The organism is Dokdonella koreensis DS-123 (assembly GCF_001632775.1).
Taxonomy (GTDB): domain Bacteria; phylum Pseudomonadota; class Gammaproteobacteria; order Xanthomonadales; family Rhodanobacteraceae; genus Dokdonella; species Dokdonella koreensis.
The window spans coordinates 3,247,541-3,261,229 of the sequence record NZ_CP015249.1 but is presented as its reverse complement, the minus strand read 5'-3'; the positions used below and the strand labels follow the sequence as shown (position 1 = coordinate 3,261,229).

Sequence of the window (13,689 nt, the reverse complement as noted above, 5' to 3'; positions counted from 1 at the left end):
GAGATGCCCTGCGGGATCGTAGGGCACAAAAAACCCACCGGGTTGTCGGAGGTGGGCGCCGCTTCACAAGGAGCTTCTACACTCCGCGGTCAAGTCTGCATTTGGATTTTTGTGGTGTCAAGTGAGCATTGTCGCGGACTCGGCGAAATAGCCGGTATCGGCCAAGAGCGGCCATTCGCCACTTTCCAGCAACGACTATTTCAAGGCCTTGTTGATCTTTTCGATCAACACCTTGAACTGGTCTCGTTCGGTCGCCGTTAGATCGCTGGCAGAGTGATCGCGGGCCCAGCGGATGTACGCCTTTGCTAGCTTGTACTTCGAGAAGCCGCTACCAGTGGACTCGAGTAGATCGATGATCGGGCGAGCGGGCTGGGCCGCAGCATCGACAGTCACATCGATTGCCAAGGACTCCTTAGCGATGTTGACAAGCGTCTCTCGCAGCAAGTCCTCGATTTCTGGCTTGGCAACGGGGCCGGAATATGCGTCCTTGGTTCGCAGGATGCATTTGTTCCCCAGTGTGTGAACCAGTGTTTCTTGCTGTGCTGCTTGATCGCCAGCAACATCAGAGTCAAGCAGTGCTGCAACCTTGAAGTTTTGCGCATAGAGGATGGTGGCGTAATACACCACCTTGCCCGCACTTGCGGCTGGAACCAAAGCAACCTTCTCGTTCAAGTTAACCACGTCCGCCGCGCGAAGCAGAGCCGCAGTCGCATCGACGTACCAATAGTCCGTCAACCCTTCAAGCACAAGGTTGCGCTCTTGGGTAAATAAACTCTGGGCCAAATCGTATCCCAGCGCCTCTTGTAGCGGCAGGAGCGCTGCCGGATCCCCTGAAGTGACGGTCGTATGCACCTTGGTGCCAACGATACGATCAAGCATCTCAACAACCCGGACCAAGTTCAATTCATCTGGACCAACGAGGAAAGGGGAATGAGTGGTATAGATTGTCTGATTGCTCTCGGATAGCCGGCTAAGGGTTGACCGGAACTCACGCTGTTTGAGTCCGTGCAGAGACAAGCCTGGCTCGTCGAGTAACAGAATGGCGTTCTTGTGCTTACCGGCGGCTTCAGCGAAGAACACCACAAAGAATGACACCAGCCATTGGAATCCTTCCGAGCGCTGATGTAATTCGATGTCAACGCCAAGCTCGTCCTCGACTACCACCTTGAGATACTGTCCATCCGCCTGAATGCGTAATTTGTCTGCTTCTGCGCGACCTTCCCGCGGGCGCCAGACCGAGCGGATCTCATTCGTTAGCTGTACGCTCGCGGCATTAAGCTGATAGGTGCGCTTATCGAGCTGATCGCGGTAGGTCTGAAGGGCAGTGGGATTATTCGCTGCAGGCGGTGACGTTCTTCCAAGGTCAGAAAGCTCCTGTGCGGTAAAGCCAAGCAACTTTAGTAGACAGACATTGCCGTAGTCGTACTGATCGTCGTCGAGAACACTGTTGGACAACCTCTGAGCAAGATGATCGAGTTGAATTAATGGTCTTACACGGAAATAGTTGTTGAACAGCACGAAGACTGGCTTCCGACCATCGAGTACTTTGAGAGCTGTCGCTCGATCGACGTAAGCTGCTGCCGCCGCTACAAGGCTGTCGAACCGCTTCTCCTCAGTGTCGTTGGCTTCGTCAACCAAAGGTAAAGACTTATCTAGCCACGACTTCAGGGCAGTTGCTCGCTCGCCTTCGATAGCTGTCGTCGCAGTCCATTCGTTGGTGATCGAGGCCAGTTCTGCACTCGGCGACGGGCCACCCGGCGTCTTAGCTTCCGCGCGCGGGTCAATGTGGGCACAGAGACGAGTCAAGTCTTTGGTGATGCTGCCGAAGGTAGGCAGCGGAGGGGCATCAAGCAGGTTGTGCCGCGCGGAGTTGTCTAACCTCCTACTGAAGGCGTACCGCACACTGTGCATGGTCGGGGGAATCGCCGCGCGGTCTGCGTCATCGAGTTCAAACTCGACCTCCACCACAGTAACTGTTTTAGGGTCAACCCGCCCCGTCGTTATATCGTTGTACTTGGAGCGAGGGTAGTCGCGCAGCGCATCGAACTTCGGCACATCCGGCGGCGGGTTGATTTGCTGAAGGGCTTGCAGAACGGCCGTCTTACCTGCCTCGTTGGGGCCGACCATGATGGTCTTGTTCTTCTCGACATCAAACCAGCCAGTGTCGATGATGCCGCGGTAATTGGTGACCCTCGCCCTACTCAGTCGCATGTGCCCGCTCTCCAAAATGACAATTGCTGCCCCCAGACTGGCGTTAGCATACCCCAGCCTCTCTCCCCTAGATTCCGCTCTGCGGCTAGTGTTGGGCGGGGTAGCTCAGACAGTAGGTCGGATCCGAAATCTCCAATTACCGAACCCGCTTGAAAGCGCTCGGCAGGTTGAACCGCCCCGGTTTTCTTGGAGGCCGTTTGGTTTGAGTCAGGCCACCTTGGCCTCACCGGCTTGTTGCCGATAATAAGCCGCTTCGGCTTCCGCTGGGGGATGTACCCGATCGACTCCAGCAATCGCTTGTGGTTGTACCAGTGCAACCGGTCCAGCGTGACCAGTTCCTATCTGCTCGCGGTTGCGCCACGATTTGCGATGGAACACCTCGGCCTTGTACAGCCTGTTGATCGTTTCGGCCAGCGCGTTGTCGTAGCTGTCGCCCACACTTCTCACCGACGGACGCCCGCGGCCTTGGCCAGGCGTTCGCTGTAGCGGAGGCTCACGTACTGCGCCCCCTGTCGGAGTGATTGATCAGTTCGCTATCCCGCTGCCGGGCGTGCAGAGCCTGTTCCAGGGCGTCGAGCACGAAGTCCGTCGTCATCGAACTGGACGCCTTCCAGCCCACGATCCGGCGTGCGTACACTTCGATCACGAAGGCCACGTACACCATGCCCTGCCAGGTCGAGACATACGTGAAGTCACTGACCCACAGCGCGTTCGGCCGGTCAGCATGGAACTGTCGGTTGACCCGATCCAGCGGGCACGGCCGTACCGGGTCGCCCACCGTGGTCTTCACGCCCTTGCCCCAGATCACGCCACGCAGGCCCAGCCGACGTATCAGTCGTTCCACCGTGCACCGCGCCACCTGCCAGCCTTCCCGCAGCAACTACTTCCAGACCTTCTTCGCCCCATACACCTGCCCGTTCTCGTCCCACACCCGGCGTACTTCCGCTTCCAGCGCCCGCTCCCGCCACCAGTGATCCGGACGGGCGTCCGGATCGGCCTCCCGTGCAGCATGGCCGTAGGAGGACGACAGAGCGATCTCCAGCACCCAGCAGATCGGCTCGACTCCGTAGGCGTGCCGGTGGACCGATACGAACCCGGTCATGGCTTGAAGCGGCGGTCGAGCTCCGCCTGGGCGAAATACGCCGATGCCTTGCGCAGGATCTCGTTGGCCTGCCGCAGCTCCCGGACCTCGCGCTCCAGCACCTTCATCCGCGCCCGCTCGTCCGTCGTCAGCCCCGGGCGCAACACCTAGTCACGCTCGGCCCGCCGCACCCACAAGCGCAACGTCTCGGCCGTGCAACCGATCTTCCCGGCAATCGACGCGATTGCCGCCCACTGCGAACCGTGCTCGTCCTGGTGCTCGAGCACCATCCGAACCGCTCGTTCCCGGACTTCCGGTGAGTACTTCACTGGCTTGCTCATGACTCCATCCTCTCAAAGGTTGGAGCCTCCAGGAATCCCGGGGCGGTTCAGGCGCCGCATGGCGAACAACGTTGCTACGGGTCGAACTTCGCCGCATTCTGATAAACCCCGCCTTCCTCTGGGCACATCTGTCGATGTGCCCAGAGGCTGCTCCTCGAGCTGCCCCCCTCAGGCGAACATGGCTAAGATGGTGGAGGGCCGGGGAGTTGCCTGGCAACTATATCTCAATAGACACAGACAGACCACGTGACCACATTGATATGTTGGTGCGGCCTAGACTCGAGGGCTCCATCGTCCCTCTATATTGCAACCGACAGTCGCTTCTCTTGGCCGTCAGCAACCCAATGGGACAGAGGGAGGAAGCTTTCGGTTCGAACACGCGACGCAGCGATATTGGCATTCGCCGGCGATGTCACCTTTGGGCAAAACCTATTAGTTGGTTTAAGTGGAGGGGCGCTCAGTGACGGTCAGCTTGAAGAACGTCTGCATGAGTTGTCTGACAGCTTCCCCATCGGATCACTAGAGGGCACAGCATTTGTTTTTGCACGCCGGGTTGGGGAAGGTATGGCGACCCAATTTGTTGTCACTGCACATGAATACGAAGATCGCTCATGGCGCGTCCGCAATCACCCGATACCAACTGAGCATTCAGATATTATCTGTGCATATGGATCCGGTAGAGCCATAGCATTTAGCGAACTTAGGAAATGGGTAAGCCAGGATGTATCAGGTCGAACTAGTCGTAGTGTTTTCTCAGCATTTTGCGACGCACTGAAAAGTGGGCAAGACCCACAAACTGGCGGGGCGCCACAATTAGCGGCCATATATCGACAGGGTCCCGCGAGAGAGATCGGCATCATCTGGGATAACGAACTCCATCTAGGCGGACTCCCTCCACCCAGAGACATGGATCTGACGTCGGTGAAGTGGCATAACGACCTGTTTGAAGTATGCGATCCAAACACGCGGTCACGACACCTTGGCGCACAGCCTCATGCTAAACGAAGCAGTCCAATAAGCAGCACATGACATGGTTACTGTGTGTGTCCGCTTCGGGTCGGATCGCGTCCCTTCAGGCAGCGGGCGCGACCCTGAGAGTCCCGTGAGGATATCTCATGAACGCCGCAGTCCAGGTCCGACCGGCCCCATGGAACAAAGGAAAGCTCGTCGGTTAGAAAGCACCCCTCAAGCTCCGGGACATCTGGGCTATCCGAGTGCGACTACAGCTTGGCAGGAGGACTCGCGACCTCGCGCTTTTCAATCTGGCGATCGACTCCAAGCTCAGGGCATGTGATCTCGTGAAGCTTCGGGTCGCCGACGTCGCACATGCAGGGGCCATTGGTTCGCGAGCTGTCGTGCTCCAGCAGAAGACCGGTCGGCCGGTGCAGTTCGAGATCACGCAGCTGACGCGGGAATCGCTGACGGCGTGGATAGCCGCCGCCGGCCCCCGCGCCAGCGACTTCCTGTTCCCGACGAGGCTGCACGCATCGCCACATCTCTCGACCCGACAGTACGCCCGAATCGTTCATGGCTGGATTGACGCCATTGGGCTCGAAGGGGGATCGTACGGAACGCACACGATGCGGCGGACCAAGGCGTCGCTCATCTACCGGCGGACGAGGAATCTTCGTGCGTTGCAGCTCCTCTTGGGCCACACCAAGCTCGAAAGCACCGTTCGATACCTCGGCATCGAGGTTGACGACGCGCTGGAGATCGCCGAGCAGACCGAAGGGTAGCGTAGGGTCCGCGGCCGGATCGCCTCATCGGTCGCGATCCGGCCAGTAGCGGACGTTAGATCCCTATGGTGGCTTGACCAACCTACTTCGATATTTCAATCAATCGATCAAAGACTTGATTTTGAGAGCAGTCTTCTTCAACTCTCCAGAGTCGAGACCCCTGCCGTCTTCCTCCGTTGACGTGAATAGCGTTTTGCCCTCGACGAAACCGTTGCTCTGGTACCAAGCGCGCTTCCAGTCCCAGCCACGCTTGTAATAAGGGCGGCTGAGCATCCCCAGGTGCTCCCAGACGAGCAGGTCACCATCGGCCGTGACGAAGGAGAAGTCGGGGCGCAGGCGGCCTGCTGCGGTAGTCCCGTCGAGGACGCGCTCGTACTCGTAAGGGATGCCGAGCTGGAACAGCATGTTCGCGATCACTAGCTCCGACTTGCTGCGCACTAGGTGCCCCTTCTCGGTCCGGTGGATCAGGTGCTCGGCGAACGGCACCGAGTCGTCGGTGGCGCGGATAACGCTCAGGAAGATATTCGTGTTGCGGCGCGCGGTCTCCGAGCGCTCCGGCCGGGTGAGGTCGAAGAGAACCGTCGGGTCGTTGCCCTCGATGAGGAGCACGAGCTGCTCACGCGAGCGCGTGAGCGCGGTATAGACGAGCTCGCGCGAGAGCAGCCTGCTGTTCTTCGGCAGGATAACGAAGACCTTCTTGAACTCGCTGCCCTGCGACTTGTGAACGGTGAGCGCATACGCCAGCTCGAGGGGCGCGTAGCCATCGGAGAACTGGTTGGGCCAGTAGTCGAAGGTCAGGTTGGGCCGACCGGCGAACACGCCCTTCAGCATGGTCTTCACCTTCGACATCAAGGCGACCTCGCCGTTCGCGATGTAGTGCTCATCCACCGCACGCTCGACCCAGTTGTACGCCTTGCGCTTCTGGTTCGTGGTCTGGATCACCTTGTCCTTGGCGACGATGGTCTCGTCGCCGAGGCTCACGCCCCAGGCGGTCGCCGCCGCTTCCAGCTCCTTCGCGCGGAACTGGCGCTGCACCCAGCGGTTAAGGTCGTGGACCCCGTGTGGATGCATGCGGACCGGCGACAAGATCTGCCAGCGTTCGGAGCCTTCCGGCGCGTCGAACGGGACCCAGCCCTTGTCGTCAAGACCGAGCGCCTTGTCGAAGCCCGCGATATCGTGCGGGCCGCTCAGCCCGAGGTGCCGCTGGAAAGCAGCAAGGAGCTGTGCGCGCAGGTCGTCGGGCGTCTTCCACAGCGCAATCTCGAGGTCGTTAAACTTCTCGCCCAGCTCGAGGTCGCTGAGCACGCGGTCGGCGTCGACGGGCTGCTGCTCGCGCGTGAACCACGAGGCGAGCCGGAGCGCGTCCGAGGTCGTCGAGGACGCCGCGGCTGCTGCGCGGACCTCGACAGAGAGCCGGGCAAGTGCGTTGCCGAGCGGCGAGCCGTCGTCGCCCTTCACATCCGTGGTTTCGAGGTACGATACGAGGTCGGCGAACGGACGCCCGACGCCGATGGGCGGAAGCTGGTTCGGATCGCCGACTAGGATGACTCGCTGGACGTGCGCGAGGTCGAGTGCTTCGAGGACGGCGACCAGATCGTCCATCGTGAGCATCGAGCACTCGTCGATGACGACGGTCTTCTCCTTGCGGTACTTGTCCTTGCCGTCGAACTTCGGCCGCTGGCGAGAGCCGTCGTACCTACCGAGGCGGTGGAGGAACTGGGCGACTGTCATCGCCTGCGCGTTCGTCGCCTTGCCGAGGCGGACGCGCGCCTTGCCGGTCGGCGCTAGCAACAGGATGCCGGCCTTCGTGAGCGCTTCCGAGAGCATGAGCGCGCCCATGACCGACGTCTTGCCCGTGCCTGCGCGCCCGACGAGAACACTGAGACGACGCGACAGGAGTCGCTCGAGCGCGACGGCCTGCTCCTCGATGGCCTCCCGGTGGCTCTCGTTCGTCTTGTCGAACTTGCCGCCCGCCTCGGAGATGGCCGTGACGAGTAGCCTCCGCCAGTCGGCCTTGATGGGCGCGGCAGCCTTCGCCGCGCGCTTGCCGAGTACGGAGCGAAGGCGGTCCTCACGGCCCTTCAGCTCGGTGAGCTGGAGCGCGGCCGTCGGCGCTCCCTCCGACGCAAGGATGTCGATCAGTTCGACGACGCCCGCCATCGTCGAACGGTTCGTGCTAGGCCAATCGGTGCCGATGACGCACGGATGCGCGAGGTCGAGGGAGCCGACGCGCTGAAGCGCCTCGTGCATGCTGAGGAGCGCGTCACCGTTCTCCGACGCTTTACGCAGCACCGCGACCAGCGCGGCTCGCAGGCGCCGCGCGTCGTTCGGCGAGCCCACCTTCGACGGCGCCGGCACCGGATGCTTCGCGGCGATGGTCGCGTCGGGAAGCAGCCCACGATCGACGACGCCAACGGAGACTGGAGAGTCGCTCCAGTCACCGAGGTCGACCTCGCTCATGCGGTACGGGTTAGCGAGGATCTCCTCGTCGGTCACCTTCGCTGCCGTGCCCTTTGCGCGCTCCTTCAGATCGAACCAGCGAAGCGCCTGCTCCGTGGTGAGCGCGAAGCGTGAGAGGAGCTTGAGCAGGGCACGGCGCTCGTCGGGGAGGTCCGTCCACGTCTCGCGGACCGCCTTCAGATCCTTGGCGTAGGCAGGCTGCGGAGGCCTCTGCTTCCCGCGAAGGATCGAGTCCACCGTTGGCCACGGGTCGGCGTCAGTCTTCACCGTGCCCGACGAGCGCATCTCCAGCGCGAGCGCCGTTCCGAGCCGCATGCCGAGCGCTTCGAGCACCGGACCGAGCCCTGGGAACGGGCCTCGGTCCTGCCACGCTTGGGCGATCTGCTGGTTGAGCCACTCCTCGCGGCGCTCCCACGGGCCCTTGGCGATGCCGTGCTCGCGGATCTTCCGCACCGACTCAAGGCAGCGGACTAAGGTCGAGAGAGCGATGTCGGCGGGCGCGAGCTCGGCGGCGTAGGAGAAGACGCGAACGTGCGCTGGGTCGGCGGGTACCGCGATCTCACGAAGGAGCTGCTGGCGCCGCGCGTCTTCGGATGCGTCGCCGGTCGGCTCCAAGTAGTCGTGATACGGGAGCAGGAACCCGTCCTCGCCCTCGGGTCGGATCGTGTGCCGGATGAGTAGGTCCCACATGAGGTGCGTGGGCTTCTTCTTCGAGACGTCGTAGCCCTTCGGCTGCGCGACATTCGCGATCCGTCCGACGCCTATCACGAGCCGCGAGATGGTGTCGCCGAGGGGCTGCCCCTCCTTGCAGTAGAAGAAGACCAGCGAGCGCTCTGCCGTGAGGCGACTCGCGAACAGCTTGAGGATCGCCTCCTGACGCTCGCGTCCAAAGACCCAAGGGCTGCTGAACGGAGCTTTCTCGTCGAGGGGAAGCGGCGTTGGCAGCCTCCCGTCGATCGCCTCCTGCTCGCTCTTGAGCATCCACGCGAAAGGCACGACGAACGTGGCGTATGACGGGATTTTCACAAGTGTCGGCTTCAGGTGACCGTGTGTGTCGTCGGCCTTCTTGATGCCCGCGTACGGGTGAACGAAGCGCCGCGACCACTCCTCATCGTTCATGAAAGCGCCCGACTCGGCCTTGCATGCGGGCAGATTGTCGGACTCGAGCGTGTTCCAGCGCTTGCCTGCGATTGAATCCTCTTTGGAGTCGTCGCGCTCCTCGCGAATACGATCGAGTGCAACGCAAAAGGAATTGCAAGATGGTCGACGGCACACGGCGCCGTTCCACTGTGAGTCGTGCCACGCCACTCTTGCTGTCAAATGAAACATGCCCCCCCCTTTCCTTAAAAAAGTATGAGTACAGTTCAGCAAGCTTAGTGGGTTACTTGGGCTTATGGCAGACACACAACGTCCGCTTCGGGTCTTGGATTCAACCGATCAACGCAACGGTTTGCCGATACCGCTCTGCTGGCGTTTCGTAGTCAAGCGTCTTGCGTGGCCGTTCGTTGAGCTGGCGTGCCACGGCATCCAGCTTCGCCTGCGAGACGTCGGTCAGATTGATCCCTTTGGGGAAGTACTGCCGTAGTAGGCCGTTGGTGTTCTCGTTGGTGCCGCGTTGCCAAGGATGGTGCGGGTCGCAGAAATAGACTTGGATGTCCGTGGCCAAGGTGAAGCGACGGTGTGCCGCCATCTCCTTGCCCCGATCCCGGGTCAGTGATCGGTACAGCTGCTTTGGCAGGCGACGTGCGTTCTTGATCAGTGCATTGACCACGGTCTCGGTGTCCTTGCCTGCCACTTTCACCAGCATCAGATAGCGTGTCTGTCGCTCCACCAGCGTGGCGATCTGACTGTTCCGGTCGCCGAACAGCAGGTCGCCTTCCCAGTGTCCCGGCACGGCCCGATCTTCGGCATTGGCCGGCCGTTCGCTGATTGAGACGGTGTCGGCAATCCGGCCGTGGCTCTCTGTCTTCTGGGTATGGTGTCGCGAGCGACGCATCGCCCGCGTGCGCCTCAGATGGGCGAGCAACTCCTGTTTCAGAGCCCCGCGCGATTGGATGTAGAGCGTGCGATAGATGGTCTCGTGGGACACCTGACGGCTCGCATCATCTGGATAGGTACGCTTGAGCCAGCCTGCCACCTGCTCGGGTGACCACTGCCGCTGGATCTTCCCTGCCACGAGAGCAGCCAAGGCTCGATGCAGCAACAGCTTACAGGGCTTGGGGCGTCGTGCCCGGTCCCAAGCGGCCCGGTCGGCCTGGCTGGCTCGATAGCCTTCAGAGCCTTCGTTGCGACCGATCTCGCGGCTGATCGTGGATGGCGCACGCCCGAGCAACGCGGCGATCATGCGGATCGATCGTCCCGCCGCCAGGCCGCGGGAGATCTCCTCGCGCTCGGCCAGGCTCAGCACCCTCGGGGACCTTCGCCTTGTCGGAGGACGAATGCCGCCATGCTCGGCCAGGATGTTCCGCACTGAGCTGTGGTGCCGGTCAAACAGGGACGCGATCTGGTGCAGGGGCTCGCCCTGCTGCCAGCGATCCCACATCATCGCCTTCTGGGTGTCGGTGTAATAGATCCTCTTCCTGCGCTTCATCTGCAACACCCCTGCTGCCTACGCAGCTATCTGTGTGTTGCATCGATCATATGAATCCGCGGTCGAAAGCAGACGTAGCGATCCGACCCCTATTCAGTCGCAGTACTTTCAACCTGTGGGTACAGCATGAAGGTGCCGGCAACGATTGTCGTGGCATCGGCACCTGCCAGGCGTGCAAAGATCCCGAAAACTTCGCCCGGTCGAATGCCTGCGAATGTCTCCGCAAGCCCGCGGTGGAGCCGCCGGGAAAGCGTGGTGAACCAAGCGTGTGAGCGCCGGATACACGCTCCGCGCGCATGAAGGTGGCTTCCCGCCGCCCTGCCGCTCAGAGCGTAGGAACATCGGCGTTAAGGACCTGGAGGGATGGGCCGGTGGTGCTCGGCAGGACATGCAGGTCGGTCTGCAGCAGCACCACCCCGGGCTGCAGCAGCGGCGTGACCGCGGTGCGGAATGCCGAGGGAACTACGACCCGCGCGACATCCTGGGCGGCCACGTTCTGGCCGGCTTCATCCTCGTGGCCGGGAATGCCGATCCGCCTCCACGTCGGCCCGCCATCGGGCGTAGCGCCCGATACCAGATATGCGTGCGTTCCTTGCGGGGCTGGCCCGTTGCGAAAATCGACGCGCGCCCGGCCGATCTCGATGCCATTGCGGAAGACAAAGAGCCGTCTGTCTGCGGTGCTCATCACCATCGAAAGCGGCCCCACTGGAGATTTCTGCGGCTCCCAGCGGAACTGTTCCTGCGGACTCAACAGCGGCGCGAGGTCTTCGGCGCCTGACCGAGGATCGATCGGGCTGGCCACGGTCGGATGTACCAGATCCTCAGGCGCCAAGCCCTCCTTCGCGATTACCACCACCATGCCCATGGTCGTGGCATCGAACAGCAGGCGGGCAAACTCGGTAGGCAGGTGCACGCAACCGTGGGATTCCGGGTAGCCGGGCAGCCCGCCTGCATGCAGCGCCACGCCATCCCAGGTCAGGCGTTCCTGATACGGCATCGGCGCGTCGTTGTACTTGCTGGAGTGATGATTCTTGTCCTTCTGCAGGATGGTGAACACGCCGGTCGGCGTTTCATGGCCCGGCTTGCCGCTGCTGATCGTCGAGACGGCGATCAGCAGTCCGTTACGATAAACGTAGGCGCGCTGCTCGGTGAGGCTCACCACCACCGCCATTGGGCCCATCTCCTTCGCATCGCCCCCCCAAACCCACTCGCCGGGGCGTAGCGTGGCCGGCAGGGCACCGGCCGGACTGGAGCTCTTCGCGCCCCAGGAGGGTGCCGCGAACGCGCTGATCGGTAGTGCTGCCAGTGAAAATACCAAGGCTAGTGCAATCCGGATCATCGCGATTCTCTATGGATGTGGAGCCCGTGGATGGAAGATCTCGTTGTGCATGGCGGCTTAGCGTGAAGCGTCTTTCGCTGCCTCCGAGGCCGCTGGTGTGTTGCCCTTCGCGCGCAGCACATGGCCAACACCGGCGTTGGCGGCGGACCCGACCATCACCACGAGGATGGCTGCGGCAAGGCTGCGCCACAGACTCAGCGATGCGCGATCCCGCAGCCACGCCGCCTGTGCAAGCCAGAACCACGTGGTCGCCGATAGGCTCAGCAGCACGGCTGTCAGCAGCGACCAAAGGCGGCCCAGGGCAATGAGCGTGACCGATACTGATATCGCAAAGGCGAACGGGGCGACGAGATAACACTGCTCGTAGAACGGGGCACGCAAGGTCTCGCGGTTGACGGGCTGATGAGTACGAACCAGCATGTACACGGCGCCGGCCAGTGACCAGACGCCGAAGGCGATGGTCCGGTAAAGCAGCAGGTTCTGCTCGGACGACAACAGGACGTTCGCGAGCGATTCGTCCGCTGCCGGTACTGGATTGCGGACAGCCAGGTCGACGAAGTGCGAGATCAGTACGCACAGGATCAGCAGCAAGGGAGGGCTGACCGCTTCACTAAAACGGGTTTCGCTCTGCGAAGCCAGTTGGACACTGGCGTAGTGGGTCATACGACGGGGTGCCACGACAATGCGCCATAACGTGCGTGGAAGCAGCACCAGCCAGGTCAGCGCCTCGTAAACGAACTCCTCGAACGATTTGAGAATCTTCAGGAAATCCATGGTCCATCCGTTGCACTGAAACTGCCCGCCCCGCCGGGAGGTCGTGTCACATTTTGCACGGCAAAGTGCCCAAATGCAGCCGCCCGCCCGCCGGGTCTTCCGCAATCGCAGGTGGGCGAGCGGGCTGCGACCGATACCGGGCACAACCTTTGCTGATCCATGGCAGCGATTAAGTTCCAGGCTTCTTTGATGTTTGTGGGCGCCGCTTCATCGGTATCACCTGTTTGAGCGGGCAGATCTGCGCGGTGGGAAAGTCGCGAACGCCTGCCATTTCTCGGAAAAGGAGTTCTGCAGAACCGGTTCGCCGCTACAATCGGTCGCGTGGTCGGTTCGCGATACAGGCTAGCGCGCCGCGCCGAATGGCTGGCGCACAACCGGGGAGAAGGCTGTGGAACGACGTCATTTCCTGCGATGGGCTGCCGTTGCAGGCACTGCCATGTGCCTTTCGCTGTCGTTGGCCTGGGCGGCGCCGGTTTCGCGCTACGCCGCGCCCGAGGCGCCCGATGTCGGCGCGCCGACGCTCGAGATCCTTCCGGAGACGCTGCCGGTCGCCATTGTGGGCGTCCACTACAACCAGGGACTGAGGGCGATCGGCGGCGTCCCACCGCACTGGGTCTTTGTTCCAGGCACGCTGCCACCCGGTTTCGTCTTCCACCATCAGACCGTGGTCGGTATCCCGACCGTACCGGGCATCTACACGTTCACGGCCATTGCGATCGACAGCAGCGGGCTGACCGGCGAGCGCGCGTATACGCTGGAGGTCGTCGATCTTCAGCCGCAGACGATCACGTTCCCGGTACAGGCGGTCGCGCAGCGGCCGTTCTTTCCGGGAGGAACCTTCGCCGTTGATCCGCTCGCGACCGGCGGCGCCTCGGGCAATCCGGTGACCTACACGGCGGGCCCGTCGAACGTGTGCACGATCTCCGGCATCACGGTGACCATGCTCTATCCGGGCGCGTGTGCGATCACCGCCAGCCAGGCCGGCAGCGGTGTCTACGCGCCGGCGGCACCGGTGTCGCAGACGGTCGTGCTGGTCCTGGAAGCGATTGCCGTGCCGGTGCTCTCGCAGGCGGCGCTGGCGGTGCTGGCTGCGTTGCTGGCGGGCCTCGGCCTGTGGTGGCGGCGCGTGCACTGACGTGCGTCCGGGCCGGTGCCCG

General features: G+C 62.1%; 7 protein-coding genes, 1 pseudogene and 1 other annotated feature. Of the genes and pseudogenes, 2 read left to right on the top strand and 6 right to left on the bottom strand.

The features are described 5' to 3' along the window. Nucleotides 1-195: 195 nt before the first annotated feature. Together I596_RS13355 and I596_RS13350 are read right to left on the bottom strand one after the other, a co-directional pair. On the bottom strand, nucleotides 196-2,211 hold the full coding sequence (locus tag I596_RS13355) for an AAA family ATPase (protein WP_067648869.1): 2,016 nt from the start codon (nucleotides 2,209-2,211) through the stop codon (nucleotides 196-198). 207 nt (nucleotides 2,212-2,418) lie between these two features. Continuing rightward, nucleotides 2,419-3,633 (bottom strand): annotated as a pseudogene (locus I596_RS13350) (IS3 family transposase). Further along, nucleotides 3,239-3,355: a sequence feature (AL1L pseudoknot), on the bottom strand. (Overlaps the previous pseudogene by 117 nt.) Before the next feature lie 1,214 nt (nucleotides 3,634-4,847). Between I596_RS13350 and I596_RS13340 the strand changes: the two are divergent. Next, on the top strand, nucleotides 4,848-5,369 hold the full coding sequence (locus I596_RS13340; RefSeq protein WP_425478776.1) for a tyrosine-type recombinase/integrase: 522 nt from the start codon (nucleotides 4,848-4,850) through the stop codon (nucleotides 5,367-5,369). Nucleotides 5,370-5,468: 99 nt separating this feature from the next. Here the strand turns inward: I596_RS13340 and I596_RS13335 are convergent, their stop codons facing one another. The 4 genes from I596_RS13335 to I596_RS13320 all read right to left on the bottom strand — a co-directional run bounded on the left by I596_RS13335 (nucleotide 5,469) and on the right by I596_RS13320 (nucleotide 12,532). Further along, a complete protein-coding gene (locus I596_RS13335; protein WP_083965572.1) occupies nucleotides 5,469-9,158 on the bottom strand; it encodes an AAA family ATPase in 3,690 nt (1,229 codons plus the stop codon). Nucleotides 9,159-9,258: 100 nt separating this feature from the next. Beyond that, a complete protein-coding gene (locus I596_RS13330; protein ID WP_067651963.1) occupies nucleotides 9,259-10,419 on the bottom strand; it encodes an IS30 family transposase in 1,161 nt (386 codons plus the stop codon). Between the two features lie 325 nt (nucleotides 10,420-10,744). Then, nucleotides 10,745-11,758: a L,D-transpeptidase gene (locus tag I596_RS13325; protein WP_067648863.1), complete on the bottom strand. Its 1,014-nt coding sequence runs from the start codon at nucleotides 11,756-11,758 to the stop codon at nucleotides 10,745-10,747. Between the two features lie 57 nt (nucleotides 11,759-11,815). Continuing rightward, on the bottom strand, nucleotides 11,816-12,532 hold the full coding sequence (locus I596_RS13320) for a hypothetical protein (protein WP_067648860.1): 717 nt from the start codon (nucleotides 12,530-12,532) through the stop codon (nucleotides 11,816-11,818). Nucleotides 12,533-12,968: 436 nt separating this feature from the next. On the opposite strand from I596_RS13320, the gene I596_RS13315 reads away from it, so the two are divergent. After that, nucleotides 12,969-13,667, top strand: coding sequence for a hypothetical protein (locus I596_RS13315; RefSeq protein ID WP_067648857.1), 699 nt, complete (start codon nucleotides 12,969-12,971; stop codon nucleotides 13,665-13,667). Nucleotides 13,668-13,689: the final 22 nt, after the last annotated feature.